Origin of the sequence: Fluoribacter dumoffii NY 23, from assembly GCF_000236165.1 — a bacterium.
Lineage (GTDB): Bacteria > Pseudomonadota > Gammaproteobacteria > Legionellales > Legionellaceae > Legionella > Legionella dumoffii.
Map to the genome: position 1 here is coordinate 2,156,398 of NZ_CM001373.1, position 17,647 is coordinate 2,174,044.

The following is a 17,647-nucleotide window of genomic DNA, read 5'->3' on the forward strand; positions in this document are numbered from 1 at the left end:
AAAAATTCAAAAAATTTTTCAGAGATTCGATAAAAAAAATTTAAGCCAATGGCCATCTTGGCTTAACTTCTACGCTGGTACTTAAATCCTTCTCTCCCCTTAACATTCGCAAACATCCGGTATAAGCAATCATTGCCCCATTGTCGGTACAATATTCCAAAGCCGGAAAATAAATCGTTCCCCCAATACTCTGAATCCACGCACGTAAACCGGAACGTAAGGCTTGATTTGCCCCTACTCCTCCTGCAACCACCAGTTGTTTGCAACCTGTTTCCTGAATCGCGCGTTTGCATTTTATCATTAAGGTTTCAACTACAGCATGCTGAAATGCTTTGGCAATTTCAGTACGCGCACGTTCATCTTTTGCACTTTGGTTCCAGGTATTTAAAGCAAAGGTTTTTAAACCACTAAAGCTGAAATCAAGACCGGGACGGTCAGTCATGGGACGTGGAAAGCGATAGGGCGTGGATTCGCATTGATCCGCAAGTGCTGCGAGTACTGGCCCGCCCGGATAAGGTATGCCCATAAGCTTGGCGGTTTTATCAAATGCCTCGCCCACCGCATCATCGAGAGTATCCCCAAGCAGGCGATATTCACCTAACTTTTGGACTTCAACTAACTGGCAATGGCCTCCCGATACCAAAAGTGCAATAAACGGGAATTCGAGTGAGGGGGTTTCCATTTTCGCGGCCAAAAGATGTGCTTCCAAATGGTGAACGGCCAACGCAGGGATTTGTAATGCATATGCTAGACTTTTGGCAAAACAGGCACCCACCAATAATGCCCCAATTAACCCCGGACCGGCGGTATAAGCGATACCATCGAGTGCTTTTTTATCGAGCCCTGCCTGGTGCAATACCTGATCCAGCAAGGGAACTAAATAGTTAATATGATCCCGTGAAGCAAGCTCAGGAACCACGCCCCCATGTATGCGATGAGTGTTGATTTGCGAATGCAAGGCGTGCGCCAATAAACCCTTATTTGCATCATAGATCGCTACACCGGTTTCATCACAGGAGGATTCAATACCTAAAACCAACATACATAAAGCCTAGATTAATCTAAATCAGGAATTGTACCACATCTAATTAATTTAGACTGTTATGCCACTTATGAATTAAAAAGGACCCTCATGAGCACTTAGTATGTTATTTGTGCAATTTATGATACAATTAAGTTAGTGCGGTTTTTATCGCCAGATATAATTTGCTGAATCAAACCCACAATTAGCAAATTCTATGGGGTAATTGCGGAGTGTATCATGTCCTATCAAAAGATTGATCAAAGTTTTGTCGATGGTTTTAATGAAGTATTTATCAGCCATTTAAGTAACCCCGATATCGAAAGCGAGAATGCAGCACAAAAAATGCTCAACCAGGCCACAGCAGATAATTATGCCAAAATATCGAGAATATTCGATCGCTTATCTCTACCATGTGTTTCAAGGGAGGACTTTAAAACCAGGATGACAGAAGCTGGAAGTATTGAGGCCTATATGAAACCCATCATAGATGAGATTTCAAAATCATTACTGACCCCAGATAAATCTCGAATTAATGATGAGGTAATCAAAGCAATTGGTGTGGAGCAATACTGTCGTTTAGTCAATGGAACAAATATCGCTAAGGAAGAGGACAAAATCCAGATTGTGCCGCATTCAACAGAACATGCTTCAACCGAAGCAACCGAGCTGGCTGAAAAAGAGTTAAAGCAAGCAGAAAAACTTTTCGCAGAAAATTTTCTCCAGGCCATATTGGCTTGTTACTCAGGATGTTTTAATGAAAACAATAAGGTGCCTGAAAACAAAACTCAAAAGGAACTTTTCGAACAGATGGGATTGCTTAAAGATGCAATAATGCGAGAAGAACAAATTAAAGGAATTTTTCCTACTGGATGGCAAGAGCCTGGGCGAGTACCCGAAAACCTTACTTTAAAAGAATTTGATGAACAAGCAAAATTAATGATAGAAAAAATTCAAGGTGCAATTAAGCATCCTCAAAAAGAGCAACTTTGGGAGTTATTAAAAGATTGTCAGGCACTATATTCCCGTGGAGAAAGTCTTTTAAAGGACTCTAATAATGAATTAATAGCTTTAACAGAACCCATGCAGAAACTTGGAATTCGTGCAGGTCAAACCAGAGGTTTAATTTTTAATTTAAAAAAGCCTAAAGAGTTCACACCTGAAACATTAAAAGAAAAAGTAGAACTTTTGCTGCAAGTATTAGAACATTCTGAATCCAAACTTGATAATGAAAGCATCATATTAGCACCAATAAAAAACCTCAAAGAACATCTGGGCAATATAAAAACTCAAATAGATCTATATTCTAAGGAATTTGCATTTCAAATTGAGAATAATTTACCCATACCAGGTTTTGATGATAAAGTGCTTGGAGAGTATAATACAGCTATTAAAGAATTTATGAGCGCTGTAAATAAAGAAGAAGTGAAGAAAGCAATTAAGCCTTACGAATTGGGTATAGTTAAATTAATTTTGAATAAACTTAGTGGTGGTTTGTTTTTTGCTTCAGCAAAAAATTATGCAGACAGTTGCAGAAATATGAAAACTGAACTACTCGAAATGAAAGACGAATTCGACCAGCAGCCCCAGAATGAAGGGGGATTACAATTAAATCAATAAGGAGCTGGCAGCAGTGAGGCTGTTCACGCTTCCTCACCATGCACAATCCATGCTTTAATTGTTCAAAAATAAAATTTATCCATTTAAAACTTGACGGGGGCTTAAACTAGCACTAGAATTGCCCACCTATTAAGATCAAATAACCAGAGGACCATTTTAATGCCTACAGTTCGCGTCAAAGAAGGCGAAAATCCAGAATACGCACTGCGCCGTTTTAAGCGCTCTTGTGAAAAAGCCGGTATTTTAACCGAATTACGCCGTCGTGAATTTTATGAAAAACCAACTGCTGAGCGTAAGCGCAAGCAAGCTGCTGCAGTAAAACGTCATCTGAAGAAAATTTCTCGTGATATGACAGCAAAACAACAAGGCGGCAAACGCCGACGTAAATAGGATTTTACTGTCCTGTATTTTTTACCAAGGCCACCTGTACTTCGCATAGTCACAATTCGCTTTTATGATTATGGTGCGGTATTCGTGGCCTTTCGCTTTTCAAAGTTTTAAGTCTTGAGGAATGCTTCGGTTTGTTCAAGATATGCCAGATAGCTGTTCCTTACATTAGTGCCGAACTGCTCATTAGATTTTAAGGAATAAAAAATGACTATTAAAGAACGTCTCAATAACGATGTTAAAGATGCAATGCGTGCCAAAGATAAAGAATTATTATCGGTACTTCGTTTGATTACTGCAGCAGTAAAACAGGTCGAAGTCGATGAACGGATTGAGGTAGATGATGAGCGCATGTTGGTCATTTTGGACAAGATGAGCAAGCAGCGCAAAGAATCCATAGCCCAATATGAAAAAGCCAACCGTAATGATTTGGTTGCCCAGGAGCAATATGAGCTTGATGTCATCAAGAAGTATTTGCCTGAACCTTTATCCGCCGCGGAAATTGAGCAGATGGTTCAAGACACCATTGCCTCAACGGGAGCTGAGAAGATGGCAGACATGGGTAAAGTTATGGCAGCCTTAAAGCCCAGTTTGCAAGGACGAGCAGATATGGCCCAAGTAAGTGCCATGATTAAGGCCAAACTAAGCTAAGGCCCCAACATGTCTGGCTTAATACCGCAGCCATTCATTGATGATCTTCTCCACCGCACGGATCTGGTTGAATTAATCGACAGTTATGTTCCCTTGAAAAAACGAGGGAACAGCCATATTGCTTGCTGTCCTTTTCATAACGAAAAATCACCTTCCTTCAATGTCGTTGCCAAAAAGCAGTTTTATCACTGCTTTGGTTGCGGTGCGTCAGGAAATGCCATCAGCTTTGTCATGAACTATCTGAACCAGGGATTTGTTGATGCAGTTGAAACCCTGGCTACCCGCGCAGGCTTAACCATTCCCCGCGACAAACAACCTGAGAAAAATAACCCCTCGCAGGATCTTTACAAACTCTTGTCCGCAGTGAGCCTCTATTATCAAAAACAATTAAAACATGAGGGGCAAGCTGCTATTGAGTATTTGCGAAGCAGAGGCTTAAGCGGTGAAATTGCTAAACTCTACCAATTAGGCTTTGCAAGCGATGGATGGCACCATCTTGAAAAAGCTTTCCCCCGTAATCAGCGTGAACTGCTTGCCACAGGAATGTTGATTAAAAATGAGGATGGGAAAATCTATGACCGGTACCGTAACCGCGTGATGTTTCCTATTCATGACCGCCACGGGCGTATCATAGGCTTTGGTGGACGCGTATTGGACAAGGAACAAAAGCCCAAATACCTCAACTCCCCGGAAACGGTGATTTTTCAAAAAAGCAGGGAATTGTATGGTTTGCATCAAATTCTTAGCCAACAAAAAAATGTGGAGTACATCATTGTCGTTGAAGGATATATGGATGTAATTGCATTAGCCCAGCATGGAATTATGAATGCGGTAGCAACCCTGGGGACTGCGACCAGTACCTACCATATCCAACTTCTTGCCAAACATACAAAATCGTTAATTTTCTGTTTTGATGGCGATAATGCCGGCAGACAAGCAGCATGGCGTGCCCTGGAAAGCAGTTTGCCGCATTTAAATTTAGGCCTCGATGCCAGTTTTATGTTCTTGCCGGATGGACAAGATCCTGACAGTCTGGTGCGAGCAGAAGGTAAAGACCAATTTTTAAATCGTATAAAACAAGCCACACCATTACATCGTTTCCTTTTTGACACTTTGGCTAAAGATCTTAATTTGTTGCGGCCAGCAGGAAAAACCCAGCTCATTAATTTAGTCAAACCGTTTTTACAAAAAATGGATGAGGGCTCTTATAAACAACTCCTCATTGAAGATCTGGCTCGTTTAACCCATATTGAAACTCACCGTTTAAGCCAACTGCTTGCAGAGGAAGTAAAAAACACCCAACCAGAACAGACTATGACCATTGCCCGCACCCCCATGCGGATCGCCGTGGCCCTGCTTTTACAAAATCCAGAAATTTACAAGCAAGTCAAACAGCAAATCAATCTTGAGCTACTGGATGCCAAAGAACATGAAATTTTACTGAGCGTGTTGCAGCAATTGGCCGCAAACCCGCAAGCAACTACAGCAACACTTATCGAATCATGGCGCAACCATGCATATTTTGATTCCCTGAATAAACTTGCTGCCTGGGAGCATCTGGTTCCTGAGCAGGAGCTCGTCAAGGAATTTATTGATATTATCGTTTTTTTACAAAAACAAAATCGTGATTTGACCATACGCCAGTTGATTAATAAATCTCGCCAACAAGGATTGACTGAAGCGGAAAAAATAAAATTGCAGGAAATGCTCAAAGAACGGCATATGGGAAACTAATAGAATCTGAGCTGATCCTCGCAGCACCTTGTTGCACCCGCGAGCGAACTTGCAATTAATGGATTTTTTTGCATATTTTGCTTAAAATATAAACATGGAGACTTGGACTAACCAGGTCAAAACCTCATAAATAGGATGTTCCAAAAGAAGCAATTAAAAATTACTAGTATGTTGCAAACTCTCGGTTTATAATTATAAGATTTTGTAATCCTAAAGAAGCAATTATTATCCAACTAGTGTTAGATGCTGTACAATTGCTTATTTTTTAGGATTGTGTCCAATTGTCCCTAGAGAAGTGCCTATGACCATGAACGATCAAGAACAGCAAAGCTCACAAATAACCAAAGTCATTAGCTTGGGAAAGGAGCAGGGTTACTTGACTTACAGCCAAATCAATGACCTGTTGCCTAATATAGTTGACACAGAACATTTTGATGTAATTATAAGCATGCTCGAAGGCATGAACATCAAAGTATTTGAATTACCGCCTGGTGATGATGAATTGGCGCTTCTGCTTAATACAGAAGAAGTACCCGACATCGAAGAAGCCGCAATGGTACTTGCCTCTGTGGACAAGGAAACTGGCCGAACAACTGATCCGGTCCGCATGTACATGCGTGAAATGGGTACAGTAGAACTGTTAACCCGGGAAGGCGAAATCCGCATTGCTAAACGCATTGAAGAAGGAATTTACCAGGTACTTAAATCCTTGGCGCATTACCCGGAAACTGTCCAGCTCGTACTTGATGATTATGATCGATTCAATGCCCAGGAAATTCGTCTTAATGAGATTATCAGTGGTTTCTCTGATGTTGAAGATGAAATAGCCCCTGCTGCAAACATTGGCTCCATGCTGGATGAAGCGCAAATGGATGACCTGTTGCTTTCTGAAGATGAAGAAGATGAAGAAGGCGAAGGCGGCATAGGTGAAGTGGATGACGGTCCAAACCCCGAACAAGCAAAAATCTATTTTGATGACTTGCGTAATACGTATGACACTGCAGTAGTATCCTTGAAAGAGCATGGCAGGGAACATGCTAAAACACTTAAGTGCCTGGAAGCAATGTCTGAATCGTTCCTGAAGCTTAAGCTCACTTCCAGACAAGTAGACCGCTTAACACGTCATTTCCGTCAATTACGTAACCATATTAGGGAATATGAGCGCAGTATTATGCGCCTTTGTATTGAAAAAGCGCGTATTCCGCGAAAACTGTTTATTGATACCTTCCCCGGTCAAGAAACGGATATGGAATGGCTCAATGGCATTATTGCCAAGCACGGCAAAAAACTTGATTTGAATCGAATCCAGGAATACACCGAGGAAATTTTACGCATCCAATCCCGTTTGGTTGCTTTCGAAATCGAATACGGTTTAACCATTGCCGAAATTAAAGACATCAACCGAAAAATGTCCATTGGCGAAGCCAAAGCCCGCCGTGCCAAAAAAGAAATGGTCGAAGCGAATTTGCGTCTGGTAATTTCCATTGCGAAAAAATACACCAACCGAGGTTTGCAATTCCTTGATTTAATTCAGGAAGGCAACATCGGCTTGATGAAAGCAGTAGATAAATTTGAATACCGCCGAGGTTACAAATTCTCTACTTATGCCACCTGGTGGATTAGACAAGCAATCACTCGATCTATTGCCGATCAGGCGCGTACCATCCGTATTCCGGTACACATGATCGAAACGATTAACAAGCTCAACCGCATTTCCAGACAAATCCTTCAGGAAACCGGCCGTGAAGCCACCCCTGAAGAATTGGCAGAAAAGATGGAATTGAGCGAAGACAAAATCCGCAAAGTCCTGAAAATTGCTAAAGAACCCATTTCCATGGAAACCCCTGTTGGTGACGATGACGATTCACACTTGGGCGACTTTATTGAAGACAACAACATCGAGTCCCCAATTGACATGGCCACCGCCGAAGGTTTACGCGAAGCAACTCTTGAAATCCTGGAAACTTTAACCCCAAGGGAAGCCAAGGTACTGCGTATGCGTTTTGGTATCGAAATGAATACCGACCATACCCTGGAAGAAGTGGGCAAACAATTTGACGTAACCCGTGAACGGATTCGTCAGATCGAAGCCAAAGCCCTCCGCAAGCTGCGCCACCCTTCCCGCTCAGAAAAACTGAGAAGCTTCCTGGAAGGTGACGAAGGCTAAAATTGCAGTTAAAGTGACTTAAAGGGGCGCGTATTAACGCAACATAAATACGGGCCCTTTTCACTCCCCCAAACTCCCATCCTCTTTAACCGCTCTCAGAAAATTCAAAAAAACTCAAAAAAAACTGGCACATTAAGCCAATTAAGTTTAAAATGACCTCCACTTCCGGGCCCATAGCTCAGTTGGTCAGAGCAGCGGACTCATAATCCGTTGGTCCTAGGTTCAAGTCCTAGTGGGCCCACCAATTAAATCAAGTAGTTACGTGTAGTTCGAAAAAAATTGGCTCTTTCCCAATTACGGGGGCACTCACCAGTTAACAACACAGCACCCTAACACGGGTTCTATAATTTTCAAAGTTACGAAAGCCATAAGCTCTTCTTTGTATCAACTTCATCTTTCTATGAAACCCTTCTGTAATGCCATTAGACTTCCTAAAACGCCACATACGTACTATTTCTTCTTTCCATTGACAGAATGTTTTTCCAAGAGCCGCCAATGCTTTAAATGGACTACTCTTCAGGTCATCGAGCATATTTAAAAACTGAGGAATCATTTTTTTACACCAATCTTTATTCATAGATTTGTGTAAGAGCAATGCATGAACTTGTTGCTGGAACTGATATATGGCGTTTATAGCTGGATTGTCTTCAAGGAATGCATCACGCTTAAGCTTTCGTTGAGGTGTCAATCTGTCAGGTCGTGTACGTAGTAGAGCCAAGATACCTCGGTTACTTTTTATTTGGCTCGATAGTTCACGATAGGTCATCATACATTGATGTTGAAGTAAGCGAATGACATGAAAGCGGTCAGCCACTATTTTTGCATTGGGAAAGTGCTTTTTAACAATAGAACGGTACGTGCTACTTAAATCCATACAGACCACTTTAACGCGTTCTCTCCCTACCAAGGAGGCCAGATAATGGGAAAGGTCTGTCTCACTTCGTCCTTTAACGATATCAAAAATCTTATGCTTTTTCAGGTCACAGAGCGTTGTTGCAAACCCCTGCTTTCGACTAAAAAAATGCTCATCGATACCAAGCACTACGGGACATGGTGTGTTCATGAGTTCTCGTGCTTGCTCCTGATAATGGCGATGATACCAACGCTCTATAGTGGCTTTTCCTTTATTAAATTGTTGGGCAAGGTCTTTTTGAGAAATGCCTCGAGTATGGTCACGAAATACAGCAGCTTGTAAACGCCAGGTCGAGCGCTGATACTTATTAATGCCAGGAAATTGTTGATTACCGTATCGCTTGCACGTATTGCAATAAAGTTTATATGCTTTAAAACGCAATAAAGTCCGACGGTTACCAATTAACTCATGAGCCACTGTTCGTATATACGAAGACTTTTTACGCACCACTTTACTATAGCAATGGGCACAACGAGGTAATCGATGATACGAAATATCTAATATAAGTGGTTGGTAACCACTCACTTTTTCTATAGTAAAACCAAGTAAATTTAAGATAAGATTATGCTTAGGCACTTTAATCTCCAATTTGATCGCGAAATCAATTAGTTAGTCTAGACTAACTTGATTAAAGTGCCCCCTTATTTGGGGTAGAGCCACAAAATCACAATTTTCTGTATTTTGATAACTATAACTTATTGTTTTATATGACATTTGCTTATCTCTAATTAGATATTTGCATTAATTCGATTAATATTCTGATTTTTTAGACAAGGATTTTTGATGAGCACACAGCATGATATTTATGCGCTTTTTATTCACCAGTGGATCATTTTACTCAGCTAAGGCAATTTGTTAATAGCCATCGACTGCACTCAGCGATGTTAGGTAATTCTAACCCCATCATGCCTAATTAAGGTAAAACCGTATCAGGCTACCATGATAACGGATCCCTTGATTACGCTGCGCTTCATCAAGGGATCCATTCAAGTGGGCAAGCCATCCCTAATCAAAAACAGAGATATCATAATCTTTCATTTCAGCTAGTAATTCATCGAGAGAAACTAACTCTACACAGGGTTTAGCCCCAATATCCTGGTATTCTCCGCGATATATTCTTTTTGCCAATACGATCGCAGGAATCGTGGGTATATATAGACCATGATTTTTTCTCGCGATGATAAACCATTTCACTGTTTTTGACTTATCGGCTAAATCCTTTCCACTTAGAAAAATATATAAACCACCCGCATCGGAACCAAAGCCTTCAAATTTTTTGGCGACCGTGTGAAATAAATTAGAATTATTATTTAATTGCAATGGCAGGCCCCAGCGAATCAGCCAGGATATCAACCATAAGCTCAAATGCAGAAAACTACTCTCTACTCCCCCGGAAAACTCAATAGACTTTAATCCATAGTGCTCTGGAAATAAATCCAAATCGGGAATGCTGCAGTTGGATTGCCATCGTTTGCCACACACTGGAAGCTCGACGCGATGTAACCCCTGCCAACCAATCACTCGACTTTTGGCACCTTTATAAGTTGGGATTTCTTTGCCGGTATAACTCAGAATCGCCTCGGTGGTTGCTACTCCGCCTGGAGTTTGTTGTCCGGAACTGATGCCAAACTTGAGATGATCTAATTTTGAAAATTCAGGTTTGTAGTGTTGAATAACCGCAGACGTCAGGCCAGGTACTGAGCTTGCACCACTTATTACCGTTACTTTATTTTGTATCGCTTGATCATTTAAGCTTGATATATCGCGAACATAATCTCTGGCATCAGCAATATCTATATAATGTACCTGATTTTCTATGCACAATCGGGGAATGATGTAGTTTTGATTTTGAAAAGGCCCACTGGTGTGTATAACAATGCTGGGTTTTAATTCTCTAAGTTTATCGTTTAGATCTTCATAAATATCGAAACAGGATCCAAAGATTAGATCTGCGGGATATTTTTGTTTTAAAAGTTCGACCATGTTATTTAGTTTATCGAAATGTCTACCGACAATAATCACCGGTATCTGACTTTTTAATAAGGCCTCGGATATTTTTACCCCGAAGTGACCATAGCCTCCCAGAATCATTACCCTATTCATTAATGCCCTCAATCATTTTAAATGTGCCTTGATACTCATAAATCGTGCCGAAAAGAAAATGGGTTAGTTTCATTTCCATACTGAAGGTATCTTCTGCTATTTGGCGCTCTACCGCATTACATTTACCGAGAATTAATGCGATAGGTAGCGGTATATAGATATTAAACAGACGAAACACATACCCATGATGCGACATTAAGAGTTTATCACCCTTCACCGAAAATTTGGCCCGCCATCCCACATTGAATCGCATGTATTCAATCACAATATTTTTTTTAACAGGCATCATGTAGGATTTGAAATGAATCAGTGGTTGGAATTGGAAATCGCGAACAACCAATATCTTGCGGAATTGGGCTCGCTTTTAAATTGTACGGTGACTGGGATATTTTCTCCATCTTGTTGGATTAAAGCGCCAGACATTTTTAATGAGGGTTTGACCAGGTTCATCCACTTTGAGCTTCTTATAGTCATCGCACCTTTCACTAAAACCATATCACTGGTGTAAGGTCGATTTGCAAAGCGTTTTTGCATAAAAGGAGATAGTTTTTGCCAGTCATCACCGAGTACCCTGGCAAATAATGGCTGACCTTGGTTTTGCTCGATAGCTCCAACCCCTTTTATTTTTATGAACAGGCGTCTCAGGGTTTTAACAACGGGATACAGTAATTTGGCGAATGGTTTTACTTTGAAAAGAGAAGCGCCGATGGAATTTAAAGTGCTAGATGATGAATTTAGCAAGGCAAGAAAATGCGCGGCATCGGCACCAAAATAATAACTATCGCCATAAATGACAACGATACCTACATCAGGATCAAAGCCTTTGGCATAGGCTGCGGCTACCATGGGATGAGATTCGCGGGCATTGAGCAATACCAGATCTCCGACTGCTTTTTTGATATTTAAAGCGTGAGCAGTATTGCGACATAGAGGACATTCGTCATCATAAATGAGATACAAGGTATTGGAGTTTATTTCGGAGGAAGTCATCTTTTAATACTCAAATCGTATTGCTAGTATTATAGGCTTCAATCCTCTTTTAAGCGAGGGTGTGGCTTGTTGGGTGAATTCCACCCAACAAACATCTAGATGTTAAAATCATATTAAATAAACAGTCATTGCCATCATTGAAATCATAGTCAGTTGTAAACGTATTATAAACACTTCCAGCCACGTCTATCAGATTGACTAAAGGGCTAACGACTCTTGTCAGAACCAGCGCTAGCACAAAGGGGTCAGATCTTGCCTTTTGCTTTTGCCCCTAAATCCTTTTGAAGCAGATATGTAACTTTAAAATTAATCAATAAAAGTAGCCGGGGTAACATGAAACCGTTCGGCTAATTTCTTGATATGGGAAATATTAAGTTGTCGTTTTCCATTTAGTATTTCAGAAACAACACCTTGGCTTCCAATTTCATTTTTAAGATCACTTTGATCTAAACCATGCTGATCCATAAGAAATTGTAACGCTTCTGTTGCGGTTCCTTTTTTGAGCTGATCAGTATGCTGTTCATCGTACATAGAGATCATATAACTAATCACATCAACTAAACCCATTAACTCATGAGATTCATTGTCGCCTACAATATCCAACAACTGATCGAGCATGTTGGCTAGCTTTTCATACTCATCTTCATTTTGCGGATCATGGATAACAGGAGAGATATGCTTCCAATGTTGGATTGTCTCTTCTAAATGATTACGTGCTAAAGCGGTCATAGTTCACTCCTTCCACTTATTTTTGTCATATTCTTGATGGCTCAAGATATGACGTATGTATAATTTTTGTCTATTAAAATGGATGCTGCAAATTAAGCGCAGTTTGTTACCTCCAATATCAAAAACATACAAATCACCTACTTTATCAATACTACCAAAAGTAGCTTTTAACGCAGAAAAATTTTTAAACTCGTTCTCTTCAACAATTTTCAACCACCCTGAGAGAGCTGATGCACACTGAGGAAAAGATGATTTTGCCTCTGTAATTCTTCTTCTTGTGATAATATGCATTACAAAAAATATCCTTTATTTAACACAATTATATCTCATTTTGAGATATTTGCAATGCGGTCATTATAATTCTGTATTTGTAATTTTCAAAATCAGCCAAAATGCATTGTGGGGAATTTGCGTATTTGAGTACTACACTGTTATACATCGTAGGAAATTTGTAGTGGTTTCCTACGATATAAATTATAACAAAATCAATAAGTTATTAGATCACGCACTTACAAACTTACCTGATTATCCCTTAGAGGATTTTGACTGGCCGGTCTACTCTTTGGGTTTCTCAATAACGTTAATATCACCCCCACTTTTACGATTTTCACAAACCTTGTTCGCAGCTTGATATAAACTTTGTAACTCAGCTGAAGAATAGTGGGTTGTAATCCTTCCTGAACGATGTCCAAGTAAATCTTGTCTGTCTTCAAAACTTACCCCTGCAGCTCTCAATCTTCTACCGAACGTATGTTTTAAATCATGCACTCTTACTTCAGGCAATTTCGCCTTCTCTCTAGCCTGTCGCTAGCCCGTCGATAACATACGACTTAATGGTCGACCTTTAAAACTAAAGACATGGGTCGGATGTTTACCCCTCTCCCCTTCTATCACCTCCCGAACTGTTTCATTACAAACAATCAACCGCTCTTCACCTACAATAAAAACGATGATATGAGGTAGTTCTGGAATCTGTATTTCCCAATCCCATCGCAACTCACATATTTCACGATCCCGACATCCTGTGTTAACAGCAAACAATGCCATATTTTTCAGATGCTCAGGTAGCAGCTGAAACAGCTTGTGCTGTTCATCCCAACTTAATGGATAAGGTTTCCTTAAATCTGGTTCAGGTAAAAGTTTTATCTTCGGTGCTGAATTCAACCAGGTTAAACCAAACTCATCCATCCATTCACTAGCCGCTAAATTTAATATACGCCTAACAATTTTCAAGCCATGATTGATAGTTCGCATACTTACACCATCCTTTTTTCGACCTTCAATAAAGGATTGCAAACTACCAATATGAATTGCTTCAATAGACATGTCTCCAATGTACTTCACCAATTCTCGCAAGCGGCCAGCATCATCACTGATACTACGTTTGTGTTGGTTTTCCATCAGAAATTTAGTCGCGGCTTCTTTGAATGTTCTTTTAGGGCGTAACACCATAGACTGTTGCCTGTCTTATTTCTTCGAGGCGCCTGGCGAGATACTTTTCCAGTAAAGAAGCTATAGCCAGATTAATGCAAGATTCTACCAATGAATCCATACAGACCATGAAAATAATGATGTCTTCCTCCCTAGCAGAGGCTCGCGATATGGCACAACAGGTCCGAAAACTAACTTGGTTTGCATTGTTGTCATCAACAGTTATTTTAATTGGTTCCTGTTTGATTATCTTATTTTCGAGCATTTTTTAAGATATTAAAAAATGACTCATGATAATAAATTGGGAATAACATGTGAAAAAAATACCAAGCCCGGCGTAAGTACCTCAGTCGAATTTGCTCTTCTATTATCTGCATCCACAAAGGCTGGCCTGCTGATTACACCTACTCTAGGACAGCATCAAGATGAGGTCTAGATTAAAATTCACAATAAGCCCACCTGCGCACAAAAATGTAATAGTACTTTAACTTTTAGCTATAGTTTTTTTATTGCATATTACTTATACTCTTGGCAACATGCCATATAAAGGTGAATATTGTGAGCGTATTGAATAAATTTGAAAACTTGGCTAAACAGGCCATATTCTCCAGTAATAAAAATAACATTCTCCGATCAATTGGCCTGACTGATACATTTAAATCCAAAAATAATCAAAAAATAAGAATGGCTTTATCTAATGGTTCTGAACAATTTGCTGATATGACCAGAGTAGTTAAATAGTAATAGGATTTATCATTAAGAAATTAGCTTTAGTTGGCTCAGGCATCAAATCTATATCTCATTTTACAACTGAATTTAGCACGTACACTACCAGTGCTGATAAAGTTTTATATTTAGTGAACGAACCTGTTACCAAACAATGGATAGAACGCTATTCCAGGTTGTCAGAATCCCTCGAGCCGATATATTTTTCTGAAAATGATCGGCAGAATTCATATGATAAAATAAAAGATAAAATTCTTGCTGAGTTTGAAACTTATGATTTTATCACTGTAGTTCTTTATGGGCATCCTACAATTTTCGCAGATCCAGGTTTACAATCTGTAATTGCAGCTGCAATGAATTCGATTGAAACAATTATTTTACCAGGTATTTCCATCGAAAATTGCCTTTATGCTGATCTTAAAATAGATCCGGGACAATTCGGGTGTTTCCATGTAGAAGCAACCGAGTTATTACTGTATAACAAAATCATTGACCCCACAGCTCACCTTTGCATTTGGCAGCCCGGAATGATTGGCAACCGCTCGGTTCCCCAATCAAACCAAAAAAGTAAGCATTTAAACTTACTAAAACATAAATTAAAAAAATATTATCCAGAAGATCATATATGTATCATTTATGAGGCGTCGATGTACCCCAGCGTGGAACCAAGAATACATCAATTCCCATTATATGAAATTGAAGATCAAACTATTGCAACACTTTCTACACTATATATTCCTCCACTTCCCCAGAGAAACCCTGATTTAGAAATTCTGCATCAAATAACTTCATAGAATTAACGCACTAATATTTAAGGAAAAATATGTTTGCTCTGTTATCTCATCGATTAAATTTACTACCCAAACTATCAAAAACTTGCTATTTACTTCTTCTTTTTTCATTCCTGGAATGTGCTGCAGGTGGAATTGCCTACTATTTATCATTATATTTAGGCACATCTACCCCATTAACAAAATTGCAAATTGGCCAAGTTGGTTCAATTGTTGGATTTGGGGCATTATCAGGCGCGCTATGCTCTACATACATAACAGACAGACTGAATAGTAAAAATATTATTGTCATCAGTTTGCTCTTTCTAGGCTTAAGTTTTTTTTGCCTACCTCAAAGTGCTAATTTTCTGGCGATATCAGGCTGTGCATTCATAATAGGCATTGCAACAAGCATGTTTCTCACCACGAACAATACCCTCTTGTTGCAAAAAGCTCCTCAAGATCAAAACAGCCTTCGTTTGGTACAAAGTATGAAAGTGGTCAGTGAAAACCTTGGTAATAGCTGTTCAATACTATTGATTATGTTCTTTGCGGCACAATACTATGGGCAAATTTTCGAAGTGATAGGACTGTTTTTCCTTTTTTTTGCGCTGAATGCCATGAAATATCTGAGTGTAAGGAAAGCTCCCTTGGAACACTCACCTAACGAAGGAAAAGAAACAAATCAGCAAGAGAATAATAAACGTCTTTATATTACTCTCAGCGCAGTGTTTATAGCAGGAATTATCTATGCCCAGCAACGTATTGCCTATCCACTTTTTTTAAATGAAAAGTTCTCGAGTTTTATAATCACCGCAATCCTTTTCTGGTTAGATCCTATTATTGTTTCTTTCTTTCAAGTCAAAATAACAAAAATTGTATCAGCATTGAAAATCCATCATCAGTTAGCAATTGGTGGATTATTATTAGGCACAGGCTTATTTACTTTGACGGTAGTAAGCCGCGTGGGAGGAGCAATTCTGGCCTGTTTGACCTTCATTTTAGGAGAAATGTTATTTATGCCAACTTCTTTTGTGCAATGCTATGAATCCGCAGGAAACAAGCGTAAAGGGATGGCAACTGGCGCATGGAGAAGCGCCTATTCGTCTGGTCTGGTTGTTGGCCCTACCCTATCAGGCTTCCTAATGGAGTATTATAGCTATAATGCCTGTTGGATCTTGGCTGGCATTCTTGGCTTTTTCTTATTTATTTTATTTTTTTTCCAAGAAAAATCACTAAATACTATTTGAAATCATTGAAATGCACCCCTTAAAAAATGATGCATTAATTGGAAATTTCATTTCACCTCTGAAGCGCTCATCCTGAATCGGAATAATTTCCGGTGACTTGATAATGCTATTTTCTTCAGTAATAGAATGATAAAAATTAAACTTGGTTATTTTAGAAACTTCTTCAAGAATAGTATTTTTACATTCTCTAATTGGTGAAGAAAAATCCTTTTGGTATTTATGAACAACATCTATTAAAGCAATTAGATCTGAAAGAGTAGTTGATGCATTTCTTGCTTTGGGTGAATAACTGCACAGAGATGGATGCTGAAGAGAATAATAAACCGGTTTAGGATTGAGGCGATTATAATAAGTCGGAATTGCTACAATTGGCTGATACTCTAATTTGTAACATTCTGAATAACCACGTTGAGTATGGACATGTCTTGGTTAATTTAGAATTAACGCCAGATACGTTGTTTGAGGTCAGCTTAGCTGACCAGTTTATTTTTCTAAACTCTACTAAAGGAGTAAGTGTTCATTATCCAGTAGATCAATTACCACATAAAAGCCAATTAGATGCACTTGGGCTTCCAATGCGCCCACCTATTTTTAGCTTCCTTGGACGGGAAATCAATCCCAATGAATTTCAATTAAAAACATCAAAAATTGAAAAAGCTCTCCAGGCAGCAGAAATACAAAAATTCATAGGACGAGGAAGAATAAATAAACAGCCCCCATTAGATCAAAATAGCCCTTTACTTTTCAGCTCCTATGTTGATGAAGGGATTATACGTGTTGTATCAAAAATTGGGTTTAATTATTTCACATATATTTTTGGACATGGATATGCAATTAAAGACTATTTCAATGATCTTAGACATTTTATCAGGTATGGCTTAAAACCCAATTACAAGTTAGTCACTCTCAATAAATACCCTATAAATGAAAATATTGACACTTTGCATAATGATAATTTTGGTCAACATCAAGTTAGTATCTTTCAGAATGGACACGATATTATTGCCAGAATAATCTTATTTAAAAGAGATGTATTTGATGCCCTATTAACAAAAGAATACCCTCTAATAGGAGGTTTCTTTCAATCCAACCATATATTCTGCCTCAAAAGCAAAACGATCAGAAGCTGTAAATAATTTCTCAGGTACCTACAAT

The 17,647-nt window shown here is 39.2% G+C and carries 18 protein-coding genes and 1 tRNA gene; 10 read left to right on the forward strand and 9 right to left on the reverse strand.

Going from position 1 to position 17,647, the window contains the following annotated elements:
• Positions 1–40: 40 nt before the first annotated feature.
• Entirely contained in the window at positions 41–1,042 is a 1,002-nt protein-coding gene (gene tsaD / locus KYQ_RS09660) for a tRNA (adenosine(37)-N6)-threonylcarbamoyltransferase complex transferase subunit TsaD (protein ID WP_010652683.1), read from the reverse strand.
• 219 nt (positions 1,043–1,261) lie between these two features.
• Here tsaD and KYQ_RS09665 point away from each other — a divergent pair, with 219 nt between their 5' ends.
• From KYQ_RS09665 to KYQ_RS09690, 6 genes are all read left to right on the forward strand, one after another.
• Positions 1,262–2,641, forward strand: coding sequence for a hypothetical protein (locus tag KYQ_RS09665; protein ID WP_019349931.1), 1,380 nt, complete (start codon positions 1,262–1,264; stop codon positions 2,639–2,641).
• A 159-nt stretch (positions 2,642–2,800) separates the two neighbouring features.
• Positions 2,801–3,031, forward strand: coding sequence for a 30S ribosomal protein S21 (gene rpsU, locus KYQ_RS09670; protein ID WP_010652681.1), 231 nt, complete (start codon positions 2,801–2,803; stop codon positions 3,029–3,031).
• Between the two features lie 204 nt (positions 3,032–3,235).
• Positions 3,236–3,679: a GatB/YqeY domain-containing protein gene (locus KYQ_RS09675; protein WP_010652680.1), complete on the forward strand. Its 444-nt coding sequence runs from the start codon at positions 3,236–3,238 to the stop codon at positions 3,677–3,679.
• Positions 3,680–3,688: 9 nt separating this feature from the next.
• Positions 3,689–5,413, forward strand: a complete 1,725-nt coding sequence (dnaG, locus tag KYQ_RS09680; protein ID WP_010652679.1) for a DNA primase — start codon at positions 3,689–3,691, stop codon at positions 5,411–5,413.
• Positions 5,414–5,714: 301 nt separating this feature from the next.
• Positions 5,715–7,580 (forward strand): RNA polymerase sigma factor RpoD, encoded by a 1,866-nt coding sequence (gene rpoD, locus KYQ_RS09685; RefSeq protein WP_019349932.1) that lies wholly within the window; start codon positions 5,715–5,717, stop codon positions 7,578–7,580.
• Between the two features lie 167 nt (positions 7,581–7,747).
• Positions 7,748–7,824 (forward strand) — tRNA-Ile (locus KYQ_RS09690).
• Positions 7,825–7,893: 69 nt separating this feature from the next.
• On the opposite strand, the gene KYQ_RS09695 is transcribed toward KYQ_RS09690, so the two are convergent.
• From KYQ_RS09695 to KYQ_RS18320, 8 genes are all read right to left on the reverse strand, one after another.
• Positions 7,894–9,069 (reverse strand): ISL3 family transposase, encoded by a 1,176-nt coding sequence (locus KYQ_RS09695; RefSeq protein ID WP_010652677.1) that lies wholly within the window; start codon positions 9,067–9,069, stop codon positions 7,894–7,896.
• A gap of 429 nt (positions 9,070–9,498) precedes the next feature.
• Complete coding sequence (locus tag KYQ_RS09700; protein ID WP_019349933.1) at positions 9,499–10,596, reverse strand: saccharopine dehydrogenase family protein; 1,098 nt, start codon at positions 10,594–10,596, stop codon at positions 9,499–9,501.
• Entirely contained in the window at positions 10,589–10,885 is a 297-nt protein-coding gene (locus KYQ_RS19625) for a DUF4166 domain-containing protein (protein ID WP_010652676.1), read from the reverse strand. Before KYQ_RS19625 ends, KYQ_RS09700 begins: the two co-directional genes overlap by 8 nt.
• Positions 10,886–10,902: 17 nt before the next feature.
• On the reverse strand, positions 10,903–11,586 hold the full coding sequence (locus tag KYQ_RS18665; RefSeq protein ID WP_019349935.1) for a DCC1-like thiol-disulfide oxidoreductase family protein: 684 nt from the start codon (positions 11,584–11,586) through the stop codon (positions 10,903–10,905).
• 306 nt (positions 11,587–11,892) lie between these two features.
• Complete coding sequence (locus KYQ_RS09715) at positions 11,893–12,315, reverse strand: helix-turn-helix domain-containing protein (RefSeq protein WP_010652674.1); 423 nt, start codon at positions 12,313–12,315, stop codon at positions 11,893–11,895.
• Positions 12,316–12,318: 3 nt separating this feature from the next.
• A complete protein-coding gene (locus KYQ_RS09720) occupies positions 12,319–12,606 on the reverse strand; it encodes a type II toxin-antitoxin system HigB family toxin (RefSeq protein ID WP_010652673.1) in 288 nt (95 codons plus the stop codon).
• Between the two features lie 264 nt (positions 12,607–12,870).
• Positions 12,871–13,098, reverse strand: coding sequence for a tyrosine-type recombinase/integrase (locus KYQ_RS19510; protein WP_019349936.1), 228 nt, complete (start codon positions 13,096–13,098; stop codon positions 12,871–12,873).
• Between the two features lie 24 nt (positions 13,099–13,122).
• A complete protein-coding gene (locus KYQ_RS18320; RefSeq protein WP_019349937.1) occupies positions 13,123–13,767 on the reverse strand; it encodes a site-specific integrase in 645 nt (214 codons plus the stop codon).
• Positions 13,768–13,841: 74 nt separating this feature from the next.
• Between KYQ_RS18320 and KYQ_RS19760 the strand changes: the two genes are divergently transcribed.
• The 4 genes from KYQ_RS19760 to KYQ_RS18325 all read left to right on the forward strand — a co-directional run bounded on the left by KYQ_RS19760 (position 13,842) and on the right by KYQ_RS18325 (position 17,628).
• Entirely contained in the window at positions 13,842–14,018 is a 177-nt protein-coding gene (locus KYQ_RS19760; protein ID WP_081465854.1) for a hypothetical protein, read from the forward strand.
• Between the two features lie 483 nt (positions 14,019–14,501).
• Positions 14,502–15,266 carry an SAM-dependent methyltransferase gene (locus KYQ_RS09750; protein WP_081466368.1) on the forward strand — a complete coding sequence of 255 codons (765 nt, stop codon included), beginning with the start codon at positions 14,502–14,504 and terminating at the stop codon, positions 15,264–15,266.
• Between the two features lie 29 nt (positions 15,267–15,295).
• Positions 15,296–16,492 (forward strand): MFS transporter, encoded by a 1,197-nt coding sequence (locus KYQ_RS09755; protein ID WP_019349940.1) that lies wholly within the window; start codon positions 15,296–15,298, stop codon positions 16,490–16,492.
• A 425-nt stretch (positions 16,493–16,917) separates the two neighbouring features.
• Entirely contained in the window at positions 16,918–17,628 is a 711-nt protein-coding gene (locus KYQ_RS18325; RefSeq protein WP_019349941.1) for a hypothetical protein, read from the forward strand.
• Positions 17,629–17,647 lie beyond the last annotated feature (19 nt).